Source organism: Methylobacterium sp. E-066, from assembly GCF_022829635.1.
Lineage (GTDB): Bacteria > Pseudomonadota > Alphaproteobacteria > Rhizobiales > Beijerinckiaceae > Methylobacterium.
The window spans coordinates 14921-36053 of sequence record NZ_JAKSYO010000144.1 but is presented as its reverse complement, the minus strand read 5'-3'; the positions used below and the strand labels follow the sequence as shown (position 1 = coordinate 36053).

19 protein-coding genes and 2 tRNA genes are annotated in these 21133 nt (G+C 70.7%); 11 read left to right on the top strand and 10 right to left on the bottom strand.

Annotation, left to right across the window (positions count from 1 at the left end; genetic code table 11):
* A partial coding sequence (locus tag MKL20_RS20450; protein WP_279594889.1) for a transketolase C-terminal domain-containing protein occupies window positions 1-1114 on the top strand: 1114 nt, incomplete at its 5' end.
* Between the two features lie 180 nt (window positions 1115-1294).
* Here the strand turns inward: MKL20_RS20450 and MKL20_RS20445 are convergent.
* Both MKL20_RS20445 and MKL20_RS20440 read right to left on the bottom strand, forming a co-directional pair.
* A complete protein-coding gene (locus MKL20_RS20445) occupies window positions 1295-2386 on the bottom strand; it encodes a tartrate dehydrogenase (protein ID WP_244038214.1) in 1092 nt (363 codons plus the stop codon).
* A gap of 101 nt (window positions 2387-2487) precedes the next feature.
* Window positions 2488-4431 (bottom strand): chloride channel protein, encoded by a 1944-nt coding sequence (locus MKL20_RS20440; RefSeq protein ID WP_244038213.1) that lies wholly within the window; start codon window positions 4429-4431, stop codon window positions 2488-2490.
* Between the two features lie 153 nt (window positions 4432-4584).
* Between MKL20_RS20440 and MKL20_RS20435 the strand changes: the two genes are divergently transcribed.
* The 9 genes from MKL20_RS20435 to MKL20_RS20395 all read left to right on the top strand — a co-directional run bounded on the left by MKL20_RS20435 (window position 4585) and on the right by MKL20_RS20395 (window position 9507).
* A tRNA-His gene (locus MKL20_RS20435) sits at window positions 4585-4661 on the top strand.
* A gap of 199 nt (window positions 4662-4860) precedes the next feature.
* A complete protein-coding gene (locus MKL20_RS20430) occupies window positions 4861-5937 on the top strand; it encodes a tartrate dehydrogenase (protein WP_244038212.1) in 1077 nt (358 codons plus the stop codon).
* Between the two features lie 110 nt (window positions 5938-6047).
* Window positions 6048-6617 carry a hypoxanthine phosphoribosyltransferase gene (gene hpt, locus MKL20_RS20425; RefSeq protein ID WP_243963889.1) on the top strand — a complete coding sequence of 190 codons (570 nt, stop codon included), beginning with the start codon at window positions 6048-6050 and terminating at the stop codon, window positions 6615-6617.
* Window positions 6618-6801: 184 nt separating this feature from the next.
* Window positions 6802-7167 carry a response regulator gene (locus tag MKL20_RS20420; protein ID WP_007567202.1) on the top strand — a complete coding sequence of 122 codons (366 nt, stop codon included), beginning with the start codon at window positions 6802-6804 and terminating at the stop codon, window positions 7165-7167.
* A 135-nt stretch (window positions 7168-7302) separates the two neighbouring features.
* Entirely contained in the window at window positions 7303-7596 is a 294-nt protein-coding gene (locus tag MKL20_RS20415; protein WP_244038211.1) for a hypothetical protein, read from the top strand.
* 60 nt (window positions 7597-7656) lie between these two features.
* Window positions 7657-8037: a hypothetical protein gene (locus tag MKL20_RS20410; protein WP_244038210.1), complete on the top strand. Its 381-nt coding sequence runs from the start codon at window positions 7657-7659 to the stop codon at window positions 8035-8037.
* 82 nt (window positions 8038-8119) lie between these two features.
* Window positions 8120-8194, top strand: a tRNA-Thr gene (locus MKL20_RS20405).
* A 417-nt stretch (window positions 8195-8611) separates the two neighbouring features.
* Window positions 8612-8914: a NepR family anti-sigma factor gene (locus MKL20_RS20400; protein ID WP_244038209.1), complete on the top strand. Its 303-nt coding sequence runs from the start codon at window positions 8612-8614 to the stop codon at window positions 8912-8914.
* Entirely contained in the window at window positions 8911-9507 is a 597-nt protein-coding gene (locus tag MKL20_RS20395) for a sigma-70 family RNA polymerase sigma factor (protein WP_244038208.1), read from the top strand. The genes MKL20_RS20400 and MKL20_RS20395 overlap by 4 nt, the downstream gene beginning before the upstream one ends.
* A gap of 4 nt (window positions 9508-9511) precedes the next feature.
* On the opposite strand, the gene MKL20_RS20390 is transcribed toward MKL20_RS20395, so the two are convergent.
* The 8 genes from MKL20_RS20390 to chpT all read right to left on the bottom strand — a co-directional run bounded on the left by MKL20_RS20390 (window position 9512) and on the right by chpT (window position 17831).
* Window positions 9512-10042 carry an isochorismatase family protein gene (locus MKL20_RS20390; protein ID WP_244038207.1) on the bottom strand — a complete coding sequence of 177 codons (531 nt, stop codon included), beginning with the start codon at window positions 10040-10042 and terminating at the stop codon, window positions 9512-9514.
* A 6-nt stretch (window positions 10043-10048) separates the two neighbouring features.
* Window positions 10049-11065, bottom strand: a complete 1017-nt coding sequence (locus tag MKL20_RS20385) for an asparaginase (RefSeq protein ID WP_244038206.1) — start codon at window positions 11063-11065, stop codon at window positions 10049-10051.
* A gap of 180 nt (window positions 11066-11245) precedes the next feature.
* Window positions 11246-12115, bottom strand: coding sequence for a CheR family methyltransferase (locus MKL20_RS20380; RefSeq protein WP_244038205.1), 870 nt, complete (start codon window positions 12113-12115; stop codon window positions 11246-11248).
* Window positions 12112-13302, bottom strand: coding sequence for a chemotaxis-specific protein-glutamate methyltransferase CheB (gene cheB / locus MKL20_RS20375; protein ID WP_244038204.1), 1191 nt, complete (start codon window positions 13300-13302; stop codon window positions 12112-12114). Before cheB ends, MKL20_RS20380 begins: the two co-directional genes overlap by 4 nt.
* A 45-nt stretch (window positions 13303-13347) precedes the next feature.
* Window positions 13348-13740 carry a response regulator gene (locus MKL20_RS20370; RefSeq protein ID WP_243963879.1) on the bottom strand — a complete coding sequence of 131 codons (393 nt, stop codon included), beginning with the start codon at window positions 13738-13740 and terminating at the stop codon, window positions 13348-13350.
* 10 nt (window positions 13741-13750) lie between these two features.
* Window positions 13751-14242, bottom strand: a complete 492-nt coding sequence (locus MKL20_RS20365) for a chemotaxis protein CheW (RefSeq protein WP_092042823.1) — start codon at window positions 14240-14242, stop codon at window positions 13751-13753.
* Between the two features lie 45 nt (window positions 14243-14287).
* Window positions 14288-17017: a hybrid sensor histidine kinase/response regulator gene (locus tag MKL20_RS20360; RefSeq protein ID WP_244038203.1), complete on the bottom strand. Its 2730-nt coding sequence runs from the start codon at window positions 17015-17017 to the stop codon at window positions 14288-14290.
* A gap of 103 nt (window positions 17018-17120) precedes the next feature.
* On the bottom strand, window positions 17121-17831 hold the full coding sequence (gene chpT / locus MKL20_RS20355; RefSeq protein ID WP_244038202.1) for a histidine phosphotransferase ChpT: 711 nt from the start codon (window positions 17829-17831) through the stop codon (window positions 17121-17123).
* A gap of 326 nt (window positions 17832-18157) precedes the next feature.
* Here chpT and MKL20_RS20350 point away from each other — a divergent pair, with 326 nt between their 5' ends.
* On the top strand, window positions 18158-21124 hold the full coding sequence (locus MKL20_RS20350) for a bifunctional [glutamine synthetase] adenylyltransferase/[glutamine synthetase]-adenylyl-L-tyrosine phosphorylase (protein ID WP_409568176.1): 2967 nt from the start codon (window positions 18158-18160) through the stop codon (window positions 21122-21124).
* Window positions 21125-21133 lie beyond the last annotated feature (9 nt).

The following is a 21133-nucleotide window of genomic DNA, read 5'->3' as shown; positions in this document are numbered from 1 at the left end:
CACCCAGAAGGGCAAGGGCTACGCCCCGGCCGAGGCCTCGGCCGACCGCTATCACGGCGTGGTCAAGTTCGACGTGGTCTCGGGCGTCCAGGCCAAGGCCAAGCCCAACGCCCCGGCCTATACCCGGGTGTTCGGCGAGAGCCTGATCAAGGCGGCCGACGCCGACGACAAGGTCGTGGCGATCACCGCGGCGATGCCCGGCGGCACCGGCATCGATCTCTTTGGGAAAGCCCACCCCGACAAGACCTTCGATGTCGGCATCGCCGAGCAGCACGCGGTGACGTTCGCCGGCGGCCTGGCCACCGAGGGCTACCGGCCGTTCGTGGCGATCTACTCGACCTTCCTGCAGCGGGCCTACGATCAGGTCGTGCACGACGTGGCGTTGCAGAACCTGCCCGTGCGGTTCTGCCTGGACCGGGCCGGCCTGGTCGGCGCGGATGGCGCCACCCATGCCGGCGCGTTCGACCTGGCGTATCTGTGCTGCTTGCCGAACATGACCGTGATGGCGGCCTCCGACGAGGCCGAGCTGGTGCACATGGTGGCGACCGCGCACGCCCATGACAGCGGCCCGATCGCCCTGCGCTACCCGCGCGGCGAGGGCGTCGGCGTCGAGCTGCCGGAGCGGGGCGACGTGCTTCCGATCGGCAAGGGCCGGATGGTCCGCCGGGACCCGGAGGCGCGGGTGGCGATCCTGTCGCTCGGCACGCGGCTGTCCGAGGCGCTGAAGGCGGCGGATGCGCTGGCGGACCAGGGCGTCGCGGTGAGCGTGGCGGATGCGCGCTTCGCCAAGCCGTTGGACGAGGCGCTGATCCTGGAGCTGGCGCAGAGCCACGAGGTGCTGATCACCATCGAGGAGGGCTCGCGCGGCGGGTTCGGGGCGATGGTGCTGCACCTGCTGTCGGAGCAGGGCGCGTTGGATGCGGGCCGGGTGCGGGTGCGGACGCTGACGCTGCCGGACCTGTACCAGGACCACGACAGCCCGGAGAAGATGTACGCCGAGGCCGGGCTGGACGCCGCAACCATCGTCAAGACCGCGCTGGCGACATTGCCGGCTTCCTCCGGCCAGGTCGAGCAGGCGAGCAACGTGGTGAGCGTCCGCCGCCGTCCGCGCTGATTGTTTTGAACGCGACGATCGTCCAACCCAATCCCCTCATCCTGAGGCGGCGGAGCGCAGCGTAGCCCTCGAAGGAGCCCTCCAGCGGTCTCGCGATCCCTGGAGGGCTCCTTCGAGGCCCGCTGGCGCGGGCACCTCAGGATGAGGGGGGTTGGTGGGAGGCGGCGGGACCGACCGCCCCTACCCCAGAGCCTCCGCCACCGCCTTCCCGCACGCCTGCGTGTCGGCATTGCCGCCGAGGTCGCGCGTGCGCAGCGTCCGCTCGGACAGCACCCGCTCGATCCCGCTGACGATCTCCCGGGCGGCCTCGTGCTCGCCGAGATGCTCCAGCATCATTGCGCCGGACCAGATCTGGCCGATCGGGTTGGCGATGCCCTGGCCGGCGATGTCGGGGGCGGAGCCGTGGACCGGCTCGAACACGGACGGGTGCACCCGCTCCGGGTTGATGTTGCCGGACGGCGCGATGCCGATCGTGCCCGTGCAGGCGGGGCCCAGATCCGACAGGATGTCGCCGAACAGGTTCGAGGCCACGACCACGTCGAACCGGTCCGGGTTCAGCACGAAATGCGCGGTCAGGATGTCGATGTGGTACTGGTCCCACCGCACGTCCGGGTAGCCCTCGGCCACCGCCTTCACGCGCTCGTCCCAGTACGGCATGGTGATCGAGATGCCGTTTGACTTGGTGGCCGAGGTCAGGTGCTTCTTCGGCCGGGTCTGGGCCAACGCGAAGGCGAATTTCAGGATCCGGTCGACCCCGTGGCGGGTCATGATCGTCTCCTGCAGGGCGAATTCGCGGTCGGTGCCGGTGAACATCCGGCCGCCGGCATTCGAGTACTCGCCCTCGGTGTTCTCCCGGACCACCCAGAAGTCGATGTCGCCGGGCTTGCGGTCGGCGAGCGGGCACTTCACCCCGGGCATCAGGCGCACCGGGCGCAGGTTGGCGTATTGGTCGAATTCGCGCCGGAACAGGATCAGCGAGCCCCACAGGGAGATGTGGTCGGGCACGCGCTCCGGCATGCCGACGGCGCCGAAATAGATCGCGTCGTGTGTCTCGATCTGCGGCTTCCAATCCTCCGGCATCATCCGGCCGTGCTGCTCGTAATAGTCGCAGCTCGCGAAATCGAACCAGTCGAGCTGGAGCGCGAAGCCGTGCCGCTTGGCCGCCTGCTCGAGCACGCGCACGCCCTCGGGCACCACCTCCTTGCCGATGCCGTCGCCCGGAATCACCGCGATGCGGTAGCGGCGCTGCGGGCTGCTGTCTTGACCGGCCATGGATCCTCACGGGTGTCGCGTCACGGGCCGCCTGCCGGCCCTGGATTGTCCGGTGCCAGGGTGTTGCACGCGCCCACCCGGTCAACACCCCCGACTAACAATCAGGTCGATTCGCCTGCCATGGCCCGGCGCTGCCGATCCAGCTCCTCGCTGTAGCGCTTGAGCGTGTGGCTCTCGGTGAGCAGGCCCAGGACCTGGCGGCTCGCGGCGCTCTGGACCACCGCGAGCGCCTCGCTCTCGCTGCGGTCGAAGGTGGCGGCCGCGTCCTTGGCGTTCATCTCGGGCGTCAGGAACAGGTCGGTGTGGTGCAGGAGGTCGGCCAGCACCGGCGTCGCGCCGTCAGCAGCGTCCTGGGCGGCGGCATGCGCCTCGGGGACGTTCACGATCCCGGCATAGCGGCCCTGGCCATCCACGGCGATCACCCGGGAGGGCGAACCCAGCGGATGGGCGCGCAGGAAGGTCGGCAACGGCGTGTCCAAAGCCGCGGTGGGGACGTCCCGGCGCATCAGCCGGCCCACGGTGAGCGAGCGGATCCAGCCGACATCGTGCGGGCTGCGGATGCTCTCGCCGCGCAGGTGGAAGCGCCAGGTGGCGAAGGAATAGCCGAAGATTTTTCGCACGGTCAGCGAGGACGCGATCACCGCCGCCAGCACGAGTCCGGTGATCGGCAGGCTGCCGGTGATCTCCAGCGCCAGGAACGTCATGGTCAGCGGGCCGCCGATGATCGCCACGGCGAGCGCACTCATGCCGATCACCGCATAGGCCAGCGGCGTGAGGCCGAAGCCCGCCATCGCCGGCAAAATATCCGGGGCCAGGGCGGCGAACAGCTTGCCGGCGATCGCCCCGAGGAACAGCGAGGCGAAGAACAAGCCGCCGCGGAACCCGGAGCCGATCGAGATCGCCGTGGCCGTCGCCTTGGCGGCGAACAGCCCGGCCAGGACCGCGGCCCCGTGGCCCTGCCCCTCGGCGGCGAAGTGCATGTGCAGGGCACCGTGGCCGCCCGAGAGCACCTGCGGCGTCGCGATGAGCGCCAGCGCGCCGACGCACAGCCCCCCGAAGGCGGGCCCGGCCGCCCGCGGCAGGCCGGAGGCCTGGACCAGCCGCTCGACCAGGGTGACGCCGCGCATGATCAGGATGCCGAGCAGCGCGCAGATCAACCCAAGGGCGAGGCTCGGCAGGATCTCCAGGCTGGTGATGTGCGAGGTCGTGACCGCCTGCATGTCGCCGAGATCGACCAGCGGCTGCGTGTGGATCAGCGCTCGGGAGACCAGGTTGCCGCACAAAGCCGCGATGACCACCGGCGCCAGGGTGGCGATCGTGTAGGTGCCGATGATCAGCTCGAAGGCGTAGAACGCCCCGGCCAGCGGTGCTCCGAACCCCGCCGCGATGGCGCCGGCCGCCCCGCAGCCGACCAGGGTCCGCAGGTCGCCCCGGCGCACCTCGAAGGCGATGCCCAGCCGCGAGGCGAGGCCGGAGGCGAGCTGCGTGTAGCCGGCTTCCAACCCCACCGAGGCGCCGGAGCCGTTCGAGATCACGTTCTGGAGGGCGAGGTAGAGGCTGTCCCGCAGGGACATCCGGCCGCCATGCAGGGCGTTGGCCTCGATCGGGTCGATGGCCGGTCGCTTGCGCGGGCCGCGGATATAATTCGCCGCGACGATCAGCAGCCCGAGGAGCACCCCGCCCAAACAGGGGCCGATCAGCAGGAGCGGCGGCGCCACGGCGTCGGTGGCGCTGAGCCGCGTCCCCGCCGGGAGGTGGTAGAGCGCCTCGCGCAAGGCCTGCGTCACCCAGGTCATGGCCGAGACCGCCAGCCCGCTGATGCAGCCCACCACAGTCGCCAGCAGGACGAGGCCGCCCTCGCTGCGCCGGACGAGGCTGCGCAGCCGCCCGGGCGCCAGGAGGATCCGGGAGCGGGTCCAGCGCCCGCGGGGGCGAGGGCCTGGCCGGGCGGATTTCCGGGCCGGCCTGTTCTCCGCCGCCGTCTCGGAAGCCTGGACCGAATCCGAGGTCCCGGTCGCGGCTGGCGCCGGCTGTCGCGCGCTCACATTCCGCCCCTCACCCCCGATCCGCCCCGGCCGGCGCCGCGTGGTTTCGGCCACTCCTTATGGAGCGAATCCGGCCTGCGTCCACCGACGCGCCATCAAGCTGCACGGATCGCCTTGAAAACTGCCGCGGCCCACGATACACCGCCCGCCAGTGCCGCCGTAGCTCAGTTGGTTAGAGCACCAGATTGTGGATCTGGGGGTCCCCCGTTCGAGCCGGGGCGGTGGTACCATCCATTCAGGACGACTGCGCAAGGGGTTGGCGGATTGCCGACCCCTTTTGCGTTTTTGGATCTCTTGTGCGGCGCGCGGTCCCCTGCCGCGGAACCGCAGGTCACGGATCGATGTCGGCATAGACCTGGCCCTGTGCCATCCTGCCGGGACGCTGGCGCCCCTCGACGGGCGTGAGGCCCAAGAAACGGAGGATACGCCATGAAGCAGTACCGCATCGCCGCCATCCCGGGGGACGGGATCGGCCAGGAGGTCATCACCGCCGGCATCGAAGTGCTCGACGCCCTCGCCGAGCGCGACGGAAGCTTCCGCTTCGCCTTCGACCATTTCGACTGGGGCTCGGACTACTACAAGGCCCACGGCGTGATGATGCCTGCGGACGGGCTGGCGCGGATCAAGGATCACGACGCGATCTTCTTCGGGGCTGTCGGCGCCCCGGACGTGCCCGACCACATCACCCTCTGGGGCCTGCGGCTCGCGATCTGCCAGCCCTTCGACCAATACGCCAATGTCCGGCCGACCCGGATCCTGCCCGGCATCACCAGTCCCCTGCGCCACGTCACCGGGCCCGAGCTCGACTGGGTGATCGTGCGCGAGAATTCCGAGGGCGAGTATGCCGGCGTCGGCGGCCGGGTGCACCAGGGCCATGCCAACGAGGTCGCCACCGACGTCTCGATGATGACCCGCTCGGGCGTCGAGCGCATCATCCGCTACGCGTTCGCGCTGGCCCGGTCGCGCCCGCGCAAGCGGCTCACCGTGGTGACCAAGTCGAACGCCCAGCGCCACGCCATGGTGATGTGGGACGAGATCGCGGCGGACGTCGCACAAGACTTCCCCGACGTGACCTGGGACAAGATGCTGGTCGACGCCATGACCATGCGGATGGTGGGCAAGCCCGAAACCCTCGACACGATCGTGGCGACCAACCTGCACGCCGACATCCTGTCGGACCTCGCGGCGGCGCTGGCCGGGTCGCTGGGCATCGCGCCCACCGCCAACATCAATCCGGAGCGCCGGTTTCCCTCTATGTTCGAGCCGATCCACGGCTCGGCCTTCGACATCACCGGCAAGGGCATCGCCAACCCGGTCGGCACGTTCTGGACCGCCTGCCAGATGCTGGAGCATCTCGGCGAACAACCCGCCGCCGACCGGCTGATGCGCGCGGTCGAGCGCGTCACCGCCGATCCCGCCCTGCACACGCCCGATCTCGGCGGAACGGCCACGACCCGCGCGGTCACGGAGGCGGTGATCGCGGCGATCCGCGGCGACAACGGCTGACGGCAGGCCGCCGGCTTGATCCGGAGTTCCCCCGGCGGGTCCTGGGCGTTAAGGTCGGTCTCGATCGCGGCGGTGAGCCCGCACAAAAAGAAACCTCCGGGACCCGTCAGATGAGTATCCCCGAGCGGCGCGTCCGCCCCCTGTTCGACGAGGCGGCGATCGCCAAGCGCAACACCGAGCTGGCCCAGGAGATCCTGTCGGCGAACCCGGAGAACCTCCTGGTCGTGGCGGTGCTCAAGGGCAGCTTCATGTTCGCCGCCGACCTGCTGCGGGCGCTGCACCGGGTTGGGCTGTCGCCGCAGGTGGAGTTCGTGCATCTGTCGAGCTACCGCACCGGCACCGTCTCCACCGGCCAGGTCGAGATCCTGCGCGACGTGCAGAGCGAGGTGCGCGGGCGGGACGTGCTCCTGGTGGACGACATCCTGGAATCCGGCCGGACCGTCGTGTTCGCCAAGGACCTCCTCATGGCCCGCGGCGCCAAGCGGGTGCTCACCGCGGTGCTGCTGGAGAAGCCGGGCAAGCGCGCCGTGACGATCGACGCCGATTTCGTCGGCTTCACCTGCCCGGACGTGTTCGTGGTCGGCTACGGGATGGATGCAGCCCACGCCTTCCGCCAATTGCCCTTCGTGGGCGTGGTCGATTTCGACAGCGGCGACCCGGACCTGTTCGACGAGGCCTGACGCGCCCGCGATCGGGCGCGGCATTTTCGCCGCGCCGACCGGCGATGCGATTGTTTTCCCGTCGCCTGACTTGACAGGGCAACGGTTCCGTTCGTGATCTGTTATCCATAAACAGGCCTGAAGTCTCATCCTGGCGGGACGCCCTCGGAATCAGGCCCGGGATCAGGAACGTTTACGGAACCCCATGGCGCGCATCCTTCTCGTGGATGACGAAGAGACCGTCCGCGGCTTCCTCAAGCGGGGGCTGGAGATCGACGGCCATGCCGTCGTGACCGCCAACGATGGCAGCGACGGGCTCGACCGGCTCAACGAGGCCGATGGCGGGTTCGACCTGATGCTGACCGACATCCGCATGCCGCTCATGGACGGCATCGCCCTGGCGCTCGCCGCCAAGCGCGACTTCCCGGACCTGACCATCCTGCTGATGACCGGCTTCGCCGACCAGCGGGAACGGGCTCGCGGGCTCGACGCGATCGTCACCGACGTGCTGACCAAGCCGTTCTCGCTCGCCGACCTGCGCGCCACGGTGAGACGGGCGCTCGCCGCCTGACGCGCGCCTTTTGGGTCGTCGACGGCCGGCGAATGATGATTTCATCCGCCTTTAAACATCCGCTTTAGCCACCGCTTCACGAAAGCGTGGCAGTTTCATCCGGCGAATTCCGATCAGGCCGGACACGAGACCGCGATGGACCGTCGAGACAGGGACGCCGCCGACGCGGATTGGGACGACGACTGGGACGAGCCGCGGCGCCCCCGCAAGACCCTGTTCGGGCGGATGTTCGGGCTCGTGAAGCTCGCCTTGTTCCTGCTGCCCGGGGCGATCTTCCTCTACGGCAGCTTCGCCGATTGCAGCGCCCGCCCCGCCGCGTCGAGCTGGTTCGGGCTCCTCGGCGCGGGCGCCTGCGCGCGCGGCGAGATGATCGGCAACGTCCTGTCGATGCAGGACAACTTCGCCCTTCTGAAGCGCCTGATCGACTGAGGCGCGCGGGCGAACACCCCGCCGCGTCCCGCTTCGCACCGATCCTCGCGAGTTCCCGCCATGTCCAGCCGACTCCTCCCCTCAGCCTCCTCCGGCGCCGCCCCCGACGCCCTCGAGGAGGCCCAGTTCCGCGTCCGCATGGCGCGGCTCGGCACCGAGCCGGAGAACCGGCGCGGCCGCCGCCGAGGGCCCCAGGCCACCGGCCGGGGCGGCTTCCGCTTAGGCTGGAAGAGCTGGCTCGTCGTCGATGCCCTGGTCGTGCTGCTGGTCGTGGCCGCGGTGGTCGCCTGGCCGCCGATCCAGGCCTGCCGGCACCAGGACAAGACGATCGGCTTCTACGCCGGCGACTCGGTCGACCGCTGCATCCGCCGGGGCATCGCCGAGCGGATCGACCGGGCCGACCAGCGCCTGAAGGCCCTGGTGCGCAACTCGGGCCGCTAGCCGATTCCGCGCGACAGATCCCGGATCCCGGGCCGCCTCGGCTTGAGCGGCGGCACCGCGACTGATAGCAAGCGTGTCGCGGGCCGGTGTAGCACAGCGGTAGTGCAGCGGTTTTGTAAACCGAAGGTCGGGAGTTCGATCCTCTCCACCGGCACCACACCTCCCGCGCCCCTGGGCCTCCGGCCGGGACCGCGCGTGCAATCCTTTCCTCGACGACCCGTCAGGTTCTGCTCCGGCCGAGCGTGTGCGGGCTGAGTCCTGGTCTTTTCCGCTGGGGAATCTGGCCGGCCACGCTCAGCAGCCGTTCAGCCGCATCCCGCGATGTTGACTTACTGCCAAGCTAAAATATGTATTTCTGAATTGTATCTGGCGTGTTTGTCAATAAATTACCGTCCAGCTCGCAAATTTTCACATTAAGATTTGATGAATACGAAGTTCAGAACCGATTAAATTCACTGCGCCTACCAGCGCCGTCGGAAGGCGATGACGCGCGTCTCAGCCGGAACCGGTCGCGAGACCGGGGCGGCGGATCGCCGGCTCTTCGGGCCGCATCGCCGCTGGTCGGGGCGTGATCATGACCCAGGGCAAGGACGAGCGGGCGGTGACGCGCTTCGCAGGAGACGCGGACGGAGCCGGGTTGAGGCCCGCGAACGATACCGTGCCCTTGGCCGCACCAACTTTGGCCGCGCCCCTGCCGGACGGCGCGCCCGCGCGCGTCGCACCCGGGCGCCGGGCGATCAGCGACGCGGATCGCACCCGGATCGGGCGCGGCCTGCGCCTGCACTACGCCGATGTTCTGGCCCTGCCGATCCCGGAGCGGCTCCGGACTCTGATCGACGACCTCGCCGCATGCTCCGACACGGAGGCCCCGCAATGACCATGACCCTGCAAGCCGCGCCCGTCGGCAGCCAGTCCGGGCCGCCGACGCAAGGGGTCGATGCCGAGATGCGCGATCTCCTGCTCGGGGCGATCCCGGCCCTGCGGGCCTTCGCGTTCTCGCTGACCTACGACCTCGACCGCTCGGACGACCTCGTGCAGGACACGCTGGTGCGCGCCTGGGTCAATGCCGGCAGCTTCCGCCGGGGGACCAACCTGACCGCTTGGCTGTTCACGATCCTGCGCAACCTGTTCTATTCGGAGCAGCGCAAGCGCAAGCGCGAGGTCGAGGATGCCGACGGCGTGATGGCCGGCAAGCTGACCTCCCTGCCCGAGCAGGAGGTGCGGATGGAGATGGCGCAGTTCCAGAGCGCCCTCAACCGGCTGCCCCATGCCCAGCGGGAAGCCCTGGTGCTGGTGGGAGCCCAGAGCTTCACCTACGAGGAGGCCGCCGCGATCTGCGGCGTCGCGGTCGGGACGATCAAGAGCCGGGTCAGCCGCGCCCGGATGCGCCTGATCGAGGTTCTGGAACTCGAAGGCCCGGACGATATCGGCACCGATGCCCGCACCCGGGCGGCGCTGGACAGTCGCTGAACGCCTACTTGATCAGCTTGACGGCCTCGCGAAACCGCGGGTGGCGGGCGGTGCCGAGCCACTCGAACACCGCCATCTCGGTGGTGACGATCCCGGCCCCGTGGGCCGCCATCCGGGCGAGGCCGGCGTCGCGGTTCTCGGACCGGCGCGAACCCACCGCGTCGGCCACCACGGAGACGCGCCGCCCGGCGTCGAGGAGCCCGAGCACCGTCTGCAGCACGCAGATATGCGCCTCGCAGCCGGCGACCACGAGGTCGCGGTCCCCGATCCGGTCGAGGAAGCCCGGCGCCTCCGCGGCGCCGAAGCTCATCTTGGCGATGGCCGCCCCGGGCTCCGGGGCGAGCTCCGGCACGGTCGGCCCGAGGCCGCCGGCATTCTGCTCGGTGAACAGGGACGGCACGTCGAGCATCTTGGCCGCCGCGAGGAGGCGGCCGGTGTTGGCGATCACCCCGGCGCCGTCGGCGATGGCCGGCATCAGCCGGACCTGGACGTCGATGACGAGGAGCAGCGAGCGGGCGGGATCGATCAGGGGCATCGTTCCTCAGTAGGTGGCGAAGACGCGCGCGACCGCCTCGGGCTCGGACGTCACGGTCAACGCCAGGGCGAGCAGGATCCGGGCCTTCTGCGGGGTCAGGTTGTCGGCGCTGAGGATGCCGCGGGCGCGCAGGCGCGTGGTCAGGGGTACCACGCCGCTGCCGGCCCGGGTCGACATCACCACCAGGATGCCGGCCGCGGCGGCCTCTTCCAGGGCATCGGCCTCGGCCGGCGGGGTCATGCCCGGGGCGAGCCCGGCCGAGACCAGGCCGCGGGCTCCGGCCGCCCGGAACGCCCGCACCGCCGTGCCGTCGGCATCGGCGTAGCCGTAGGACACGTCGACCCGCGGCAGGGCGGGCAGCGTCCGGATGTCGAACGGCGTGCCGGGTGCATGGGCGCGCTCGGAGCGACGGTAGTACCGGACATGATCGCCGTCGACCTGGCCGAGCACGCCGAAATCCGGGGTGCGGAAGGTCTGGAGCCGGGCCACCGAGGTCTTGGTCACCTCGCGCGCCGCCTGGATCTCGTCGTTGAGCACCACGAGTACGCCCCGGCCGCGGGAGGCCGGCGCGGCGGCGGTGCGGATCGCCGCCACGAGATTGAGCTTGGCATCGGTCGACAGCGCGCTCATCGGCCGCTGCGAGCCGACCAGCACCACCGGCAGGTCGATCGTCAGGGTGAGGCTCAACGCGTAGGCGGTCTCCTCCAGGGTGGCGGTGCCGTGCCCGATGACGATGCCGGCGAGGTCCGGATGCGCGGCGGCGGTCTGCGCGCACAACAGGACGAGATCGCGCCACTCGGCGAAGCCGATCGCCGAGCTCGGGACCGCCCGGAACGGCACCGGGATCACGGTGGCGACTGCAGCCAGCTCCGGGACCGCATCCAGGATGCCGCCCGCTTCCAGGCGCCGGTCGGTGGCGGAATAGTCGAGGATGTCGAGGGCATCGCGCCCCAGCGACGCGATCGTCCCGCCCGTGCCGATGAACGCGACCTTGGGCAATCCCGCCCCGTGTCCTGCCGCCATGCCGTGCCTCCTGGCCGCCCGGCCGTTTGCCGGTCCCGCCAGGTCCGTGATGCCGGCTCGCTCGGCCGCGGTCGACCCCGTTGCGTGCAGGCGGGCGATGCGCCCGGCGACGGGGCGCCGGCCAGGATGTGGAACGGCTGCCGGTCCGAACGGGGCTCGGACCGGCAGCGTGCTGGGCGCTCAGACGCCGGCGGCGACGCGCAGGGGGGCTGCCATCTCGGAGCCGCGGGTCACCACCGGTTCGGCGTGGCCGTAGAGGCCGCGATGCTTCGGGTTCGGGCTGAGCCGGTCGGTCAAGCCGATCACCGTCTCGGCGGCCCCGAGCAGCAGGGCGCCTCCCGGCGCGAGCTGGGCGGCGAGCCGGGCGAGCACGTCCGACTTGGTCGGCGCGTCGAAGTAGATCAGCACGTTGCGGCAGTAGATCACGTCGAACTGGCCGAGCGACGCGAAGCTGTGCAGCAGGTTGAGCTGCCGGTAATCCACCATGGAGCGCAGGCTTTGGGCGATCTGCCACTGCTCGCCGATCTGGGTGAAGTACTTGATCAGCCACTGCACCGGCAGGCCGCGCTGGACCTCGAAATGGCTGTAGAGCCCGAGCTTGGCCTTCTCGATCACCTCGGTGGACAGGTCGGTGGCGACGATCTCGACCTGCCACCCGGCGAGCCGGGGGGCGGCCTCCTGCAGCAGCATCGCCAGGGAATAGGGCTCCTGGCCGGTCGAGGCCGCCGCGCACCAGATCCGCAGCCGGCGCTTGCTGGCGTTGCGCGCCAGGGCCTCGGGCAGGATCGTGTCGCGGAACAGGTCGAACGGGATGCGGTCGCGGAAGAAGAAGGTCTCGTTCGTGGTCATGGCCTCGACCACGGCGCGCTCGATGGCGCTGTCCTGGCCGATCTTCAGGGCACCGATCAGGTCGCCCAGGGTCGCGAGGCCGAAGCGCCGGCAGACCGGCGTCAGCCGGCTCTCGACGAGGTAGCGCTTCTCCGCGGTCAGCGCGAGGCCGGAGCGCTGCTTGAGGAAGGTACGCAGGTATTCGAACTCGAACTCGGTCATGACGGCTGCCCCGTGATCAGGGCGCGCAGCGCCGTCGCGAGTTCGGGGAGCGGCAGCACGGCCTCGGCGAGGCCGGCCCGGGCGACGCTGCCGGGCATGCCCCAGACGGTGCTGGTCGCCTCGTCCTGGGCCAGGACCGGGCCGCCCGCATCGGTCAGGGCGCGGGCGCCGTTGGTGCCGTCCGAGCCCATCCCGGTGAGGATCACCGTGGCGGTGGCGGCGCCGAACACCACGGCGGCGTCCTTGAACAGGACATCGACGGCGGGGCGGCAGAAGTTCACCGGCGGCCCGTCGGTGAGCCGGATCGTCGGACCGTTGGGACCCGTCACCAGCCCCATATGGCGCCCGCCCGGGGCCACGTAGATCCGCCCCGCCTCCAGGCGCTCGTCGGCCTTGCCCTCGGCCGCGCGCAGCCCGGTGCGGGTCGAGAGGTGCTCGGCGAACACGGCGGTGAAGATCGGCGGCATGTGCTGCACGATCAGAACCGGCACCCGGCGCAGGGCGGCGGCGCCGATCCCCTCCAGCATCTCGCCCACCGCCCGGGGTCCGCCGGTCGAGGAGCCGATCAGCAGGGCGCGGGGCTGGGTGCGGTTGCGGACCTTGGGCCGGAGGGTGAAGGGGGTGGCCGGGCGCGGCGTCGGCGCGGCGGGGGCCAAAGCGGGCGCCGCGTGGGCGGGGGCCGGCGCGGCCCCAGGAGTCCCCGGGGGGCGCCGCCGGGCGCGGGCGGCACCGAACACCCGGACCCGCTCGATCAGCTCGACCCGGAAGGTCTCCGAGGTGGTGACGCCGCGGCTGCTCTCAGGTTTTGCAATGTAGTCCACCGCGCCGAGGGCGAGGCATTTCAGCGAGATGTCGGCGTTCCGGGTGGTCAGCGTCGACATCATCACGACTTGGAGGTTCGGGCTGATCGCGAGCATGCGCGGCAGCGCCGTCGTGCCGTCGAGTTCCGGCATCTCGATGTCGAGCAGCACGACATCCGGGTCCTGCTTGGCCATCATCTCCAGGGCGATGCGGCCGTTGGAGGCGGTGCCGACGAGCTCGAACCCGGCCTCGGCGATCCAGCGGGCCACCAGCCCGCGCACCACGGCGGAATCGTCGGCGACCAGCACCCGGATCGGAGCCGCCGCCGATGTCGTGGATTGCGCAGGCGGACTGCGAAGCGGGACGACCGCGGGGCTCAGGGCCATGATGAATGCCTCGGGTACTGGGTCGCGGTTGAAGGTGGCGTCGGTTCAGGCTGCGTCGGCGACCAGTCCGACCTGTTCGAGCTTGGCCGCCAGGATGTCGCGATCGAAGGGCTTCATGATGTACTCGTCCGCCCCGGCCCGGAGGGCCCGGGCGATCGCCCCGACATCGTTCTCGGTGGTGCAGAACAGGACCTTCGGGGTCGCCCCCCCTTCGCTCCGGCGCAGGGCCTGGAGGAAGGTGTAGCCGTCCATGTTCGGCATGTTCCAATCGAGCAGGATCGCGTCGGGCATGTGGGCCGCGCAGGCTTCGAGCGCGGCGCTGCCGTCCTCCGCCTCGTTCACATTCATGCCCAAGGCCTCGATGATCCGCCGCGCGACCTTCCGGATCACCGCGGAATCATCGACCACCAGGCAGGTCGTCTCGTGTGGCGCTTTCATACCCCCTCCCTCACGCCGCCTTCGCGCCGGCGGCGCTGAAGCCGAGGAGCGCGTCCACGTCGAGGATCACCAGGAGGCGGCCGTCGAGGCGGTGGACGCAGGTGGCGAGGTTGCGCCAGCGCGGATCCAGGTTGATCGGCACCGCCTCGCGGCTGTCGGCCCCGAGCCGCAGCACCTCGCCGACGCCGTCGACCACGAGCGCGAAGGTCTCGCCGGTCTGCTCCAGGCCGATCGCCATCTTGGGGCTGGCCTTGTCGTCCTGCGCCACGGCATCGGGCAGGCCCAGGCGCCGGCGCAGGCACACGGCCGTGACCACGCGCCCGCGCAGGTTCAGCAGGCCGACGATCTCGCTGGGCGCCAGGGGCACCGGCGTCACCCCGGAGGGGACGAACACGTCGTGGACCCGTTCGATCGCCAGGCCGAACAGGGTGTCGGCCACATAGACGGTGACATACTCGTCGGTTGGGCCGGTCTCGGCGCCGTTGGCATTGGCAGCCTGCATCAGAACTCTCCGGATTCGATCGTCGTGTGGCGGGCGGCGCCGGGATCAGGCGGCTTGCGAGACGTTGGTGGCGCTGATCTCGGCCAGGGCCGCGATCAATCCGCTGCGGTCGAACTTGGCCACCAGGTCGCTGATCGCCAGCGACCGGGCCCGCTCCACCACGTCGGTTCCGACCGTCCCCGTGAGGCCGATCACCGGCAGGCCGGCGAGCCGCGGCTCGGCGCCCCGCATGGCGGCGACGAGGTCGAAGCCGCTGCGGCCCGGCATCTCCAGATCGGTGACCACGACCTCGACCCGCGCGTCCGACTGCAGGATCGTCAGGGCGGCCTCGGCGCTCGCCGCCGTGATGACCTGGTAGCCCGCGGCCTTCAGCACCGGGCTCAGCATGTCGCGGAAGAAGGCCGAGTCGTCGACGAGCAGGAGCGTCGAGGCCTGCTCCGCCTTCTTCGGGCCCCGCGCCCAGTCGTCGTAGGCGAGCGGCAGGAAGTGGGCGATGTTGATGATGTCGGTGGCGCGACCGCGCAGCACCGCCGAGCCGATCAGATCCGAGCGGTCGGCCGCGATCTCGATGTCGAGGCGCTCCTCGACGATGTCGACGATCTCGTCGACCACGAGGCCCATGGCCCGCTCGCCGTCGGAGAACACCACCAGGGCCTGCGTGCCCTCGGAGCGGATCGTGATCGCCGAGTCGGCCGGGACCAGCGGCATCAGACGGCCGCGGTACTGGATCAGCGGACGGCCGCCCAGCCACTCGACCTTGTCGCACTCGATCTCTTCGAGGCGGGTGACCAGCGAGAGCGGCACCGCCTTGAAGCTGCCCTGGCCGCCCTTGAACACCAGCAGCGTGGTCTTGGCATCGCCCATCTCGGCCGCCTCGCTCTCGGCGTCGGCATCGGCGTGGCTGTTGCTGCCCTGGATGCCCTGGGCCACCTGCCGGGCCACGCCGTTGGGATCGACGATCAGCACGACGGCGCCGTCGCCGAGGATCGTGTTGCCGGCAAACATCGGGATGTGCCGGAGCTTGGCCGACATCGGCTTCACGACGATCTCTTCCGTGTGGAAGACCTCGTCGACCAGGATGCCGAAGCGCTCGCGCCCGACCTGGGCCACAACCACGAAGCCCGCCTGCTCGGTCTCCGCGCCCTGCCCGTCCGATTGCCCGAGCAGGCCGGTGAGGGAGACGATCGGCAGCAGCCGCTCGCGCAGGCGCAGCACCGGCGAGCCGTTGATGCGCTCGACCCGCTGCGCCCCGGCATCGACCCGTACGAGTTCGAGCACGGCCACCTGCGGCAGGGCGAAGCGGTGCTCGCCGGCGCGCACGATCAGGGCGGCGACGATCGCCAGGGTCAGCGGGATCTTGATGGTGAAGGTGGTGCCGCGGCCCGCCGTGGTGGCGATGTCGATGATGCCGCCGATGGTCTCGATGTTGGTCTTGACCACGTCCATGCCGACGCCGCGACCCGACACCGACGTGACCGCCGCCGCCGTGGAGAACCCGGCATCGAAGATGAACTTGGCGACCTGCGCGTCGGTCATCCGCTCGACGTCAGACTGGGATGCCAGCCCGCGCTCCACCGCCTTCTTGCGGATCGCCGCGAGGTCGAGGCCCTTGCCGTCGTCGGCGATCTCGATCGTGATCGTGCCGCCTTCATGGTAGGCGGCGAGCCGGATCGTGCCGCGGGCCGGCTTGCCCACCGCGATGCGCCCGGCGGTCGATTCGAGGCCGTGATCGGCCGAGTTGCGGACCATGTGGGTCAGCGGGTCCTTGATCACCTCAAGGACCTGCCGGTCGAGCTCGGTCTCGGCGCCGACCATCACCAAGTCGATCTGCTTGCCGAGTTCGGCCGAGAGGTCGCGCACCACGCGCGGCAGCTTCTGCCAGGCGCTGCCGATCGGCTGCATGCGCGTCTTCATGACGCCTTCCTGCAGCTCGGCCGTGACGTGGGAGAGGCGCTGCAGCGGGACCTTGTAGCTCGAATCCTCGTGCCGGCGAGCGATCTCGAGGAGCTGGTTGCGGGTCAGCACCAGCTCCGAGACCATGGTCATCAGGTGCTCGAGCGTATCCACGTTCACGCGGATCGTCTGGATCTTGCTCCCGGCCGCCGTGGTCTCGGTGGCCACGACCGCCTCGGTGTCGCCAGCCGGCTCGGCCTTGACCGAATCAGCTTCGGCAGGCTCGGCCTTGGGTGCCACAGCCTTGGGAGCGGCGGGCTTGGGGGCCTCGGCCTTCGGCGCCTCGACGGGAGCCGAGACCGGCGCGGCGAAATCCGCCTCGCTGGGGCCCGGGGCCGCCAGGAAAGCGGCCTCCAGATCGTCCAGGGAGACCTCGCCGGGCTTCAGCTCGCGGGAGACCGGCTCCGGCAGCACGATCTCGGGCGGCGGGGCCGGCGCGGCCTCGGGCTCGGCCGACGCCATGCGCTCCAGCTCGGAGATCAGGTCGTCGTCGGAGCCCGCCGGCTCGGAGCCGGTGGCCTCCAGGTCGGCCAGGATCGCCTTGAGCCGGTCCAGGGTCGAGAGAATCAGCGTGACCGATTCGGAGGTGGCGGGCAGGCCGTCCCGGAAGCGGCCCATCAAGGTCTCGGCGGCATGCGCCAAGGCTTCGAGGCGCGGCAACCCGAGAAACCCGCAGGTTCCTTTAATCGTATGGACGAGGCGAAAAATATTCCGCAGTATCGTCTGGTTATTCGGGTCCTGCTCGAACCGAACCAGTTCAGCATCGACCGTGTCGAGGTGCTCCCCGCTCTCGGTCAAGAATTCACGAAGCAGGTCGTCCATCGGCGATACTCGTTACACGAAGAGGCTCTCGCGCAACGTACTTACTCACGCGGGGTTAGGGAAGCGTTTCGATCCCTTCCCCACCCCGGGGGTTTCCAGTTTTTTAGGCCAGCGCCGTGTCGGAAGCTTCGTCACCGTCTTGCGCGGGGGCCGCGAGCACTGTCGGCGAGGCCGTGATCGTCACTTCATCACCTTCGATGACGAATCGGACATCCATGGCGGCGGCCCGGGCCACGAGGCCGGCGTAGAACGGCAGGATGCCGTGGGCGTCGACGGTGCCGCTCTCGGGGCTGCCGGCCATCAGCTCCTCGACATGGGGCGGGATGCGGGCATGCGAGCCCTTGGCCTTGAGCACGAGGGTCGGCGCCTCGCCGTCGCCGGAGACGACGACGTCGATCAGGCCGCCCCGCGGGATCGCCGAGGTGGCGATCATCACGAGATTGAGGAGCAGCTTGACCTTGTTCTTGGGGAACAGGGCCTGCGGCGCGCTCCAGGCGAGCTTGGTCTTCTCGTCGCTGAACATGCCCTTAGCGACGCCCTCGGCGTCGGCGAGGTCGATCGAGGCGCCGGCCGAGCCCGCAGCCCCGAAGGCGATCCGGGCGAATTTCAGCCGGGCCGAGGCCTGCCGGGCGCTCTTGCCGATCAGCTCGAGGGCGAAAACCCGCATCGATTCGTCATCGTCGTCCTCCAGCACCTCGAGCCCGTTCACGATCGCGCCGACGGGGCTGATCACGTCGTGGCAGACGCGGGAGCAGAGCAGGGCGGCGAGGTCGAGGCCGTCGAGGGTCAGGCTGGGGGCGTTCGGGGAGGACATGGCGCGCTCCGGGCGGCGGATCTGGGGGGCGAACACTCTGCGGGCCGGCTCGTCGCTTCGGAGCCGCCGATCCTTGGCCGCCCGATCAAGCGGTCGAGTCCTCGCGAAACATCCCGCGCGGCCCGCCGGTCGGACCGGGGGCGATGGACCGGTCCGCACGGATAAACGCCACGGTCGGCTTTGAAAAGCGTTACCGGGCGGGACCGGTGCCGGCCGCGGCCGGATCGGGTAGGGTCGCGGCCAACGAGCCCGCGTCCCTGCGACGACCGCGCGCCGCTCCGGCGCCCGACGCGATCGGGGTGAGCGCGAGCCAGGGAGGAACCGGCGTGCACCACGAGACCGCCAGCCGAGCCGGAGCTCCCAGGCAGCTGGAATCCACCCTGCTGGCGCGCCTGCGCCCCGGCCTGCGACCCGCCGACCCGGACACCGCGCGCGCCCGGCTCGCCGAGATCGCGCCGGCTTTCCCGGATGGCTTCCTCACCCCGGCCTGCCGCGCCCTGCTGCTCGGGCTCGCCGACCATTCGCCCTTCCTCTGGCAGGCGATCACCCGTTCGCCGGAACGCCTCGTCGCCCTGATGGGACAGGCGCCGGAGGCCGCGAGCCGGGCGATCATCGCCCGGCAGCGCGCGGTCGGCGGCGGCGACAATCCCGACCTGGCCGAGGTCGGCCGCCGGCTCCGCCGGAACCGCGAGGAACACGCCCTGCTGGTGGCGCTCGCCGATCTCGGCGGCGGCTGGGATCTCGACGCGGTCGTCCAGGCCCTGTCCGATTTCGCCGACGCGTCGGTGAGCGCGGCCACCGACGCCCTGCTCCGGCAGGGCATGGCGGCCGGACGGTTCCATCCGCAGGACCCGGCGGCGCCGCAGGCCGGCTCCGGGCTCGTGATCCTGGCGCTCGGCAAGCATGGCGGGGCCGAGCTGAACTATTCCAGCGACATCGACCTGGTCGTCTTCTACGAGGCCGAGCGCGCAGCCGCCGCCACCGGCGGGGATCCCAAGGCGTTCTTCGTCAAGCTGGCGCAGGGCCTGGTGAAACTCCTCTCGGAGCGCACCGCGGACGGCTACGTCCACCGGATCGACTACCGGCTGCGGCCGGACCCAGGCTCGACGGCGGTGGCGCTCTCCACCGGCTTCGCCTTCGACTATTACCAGACGCTGGGCCAGAACTGGGAGCGCGCCGCCTTCATCAAGGCCCGGCCGATCGCCGGCGACATCCCGGCTGGTGCGGCGTTCCTGGCCGATCTCGCGCCGTTCATCTGGCGCCGGCACTTCGATTTCGCGGCCATCGCCGAGATCCACGCGATGAAGCGGCAGATCCACATGGTCCGCGGGCACGACACGATCACGGTGGCCGGCCACGACATCAAGATCGGCCGCGGCGGCATCCGGGAGATCGAGTTCTTCGTCCAGACCCAGCAGCTCGTGTTCGGCGGCCGCAAGCCCGCCCTGCGGGGGCGCCGAACCGTCGAGATGCTGGGGCGTCTCGTCGAGGAGGGCTGGATCGACGGACAAGCCCGCGACGAGCTCACGGCGGCCTACGGGTTCCTGCGCACCCTCGAGCACCGGATCCAGATGATCCGCGACGAGCAGACCCAGCGTCTGCCCACCGGCGACGCGGCGCTCGACGCCCTGGCCCGGTTCGCGGGGTTCGATACGCGGGCGGCGTTCGAGGCGGCGCTGCTCCACCAGGCCGGCCGGGTCCAGGCCCATTACGCCCTGCTGTTCGAGACGGCGCCGGGGGACGGCGAACCGGAGGACGCCCTCGTCTTCGGCGAGAGCGAGCCCGATCCCGCCACCCTGGAGAATCTGGCGGCGTTCGGGTTCCGCGATTCCCGGCTCGCCTGGGAAACCGTGCAGGGCTGGCATGTCGGCCGCCGGCCGGCGCTCCAGACCGGCCGCGCGCGGGAGATCCTGGCCGAGCTGCTCCCGAGCCTGCTGCGGGCACTCGGCGGCACCAACGATCCGGACGCGGCCCTGCTCACCCTCGACCGGGCCTTCGCCCGGATGCCGGCGGTGGCGGAGCTGCTCGCCATCCTGCGCTCGCACGCGCGGCTGCGCCTGCTGTTTGCCGACATCCTGGGGACCTCGCCCCATCTCGCAGACACGGTCAGCCTCAGCCCCCACGTGCTCGACACCGTGCTCGACCCGGATTTCGTCGCGCCAATGCCGGCGCCAGAGCAGGTGCACGCGCAGTACCGGGCACTGATCGGGCAGCCTGCGAGCCACGAGGAGTTTTGGGACCGGTGCCGGGACGCCACCCGGCAGATGGTGTTCGTGACGGGCGCGCGGCTCCTGTCCGGCCTGATCACGCCGCTTCAGGCCGGGGAGGCCTATTCGGCCATCGCCGAGGCGACGGTCGCGCTGAACCTGGAGGCGGAACTGCGCCGGTTCACGCAAGATCACGGCGTCGTCCCGAAGGGGCGGTGCTGCGTGCTGGCACTCGGCCGGCTCGGATCCCGGCAGCTCAGCGCGGTCTCCGACCTCGATCTGGTGTTCCTGTACGATTTCGATCCGGAGGACCGGATGAGCGACGGCCCGCGCCCGCTCGACGCGGTCGTGGCCTATAACCGCCTGGCCCAGCGCCTCTACGCGGCGCTCACCACCGCCACCCGCCGCGGCCGGCTCTACGCGGTCGACCTGCGCCTGCGACCCTACGGCAGCCACAGCCCGCCCGCCGTGCAGCTCAACGGCTTCGTGACCTATCAGCGCGAGGCGGCCGAGCCCTGGGAGCACATGGCCCTGACCCGGGCCCGGGTGGTGGCGGGCGATCCCGAACTCGGCGCCGCCGTCATGGCGACCATCGCCGACACGATCGCGCAGCCGCGCGATCCCGCAGAGGTCTGCGCCGCGGCCGGAGCGATGCGCAGGCTGGTGGCCGACGAGCGCGGCCATGCCGGGCCCTACGACTTGAAACTCGCCCCCGGCGGGCTGTTCGACCTCGATTTCCTGGCCCAGTCCATCGTGCTGAGCAACCCGGATGTCCGGTCCGACGGCATCGGCCTCTCCGGCGAGGCGGTCCTGCGGCGGGCCGGCGCGCACGGCCTGTTGCCCGCCGCCATGGCCGAGCCCCTGGCCGAGACCTACGGCTTCCTCGATGCGGTCTACCAATGGCAGCGGCTGGTGATGGCCGATCCCGGCGCCGTCCCCTCCGACAGCGCCGCCCGGCAGATCGCCAAGGCCGTGGGCCTGCCGGATGCCCGCAGCCTCGCGGCAGAACTGCATCGCCACCGGCGCCGGACCTGCGCGCTGCTGGCGCGGATCAAGCGGACGGTGATCGGGGCGTCCCAAGGGTAGGGCATCGCC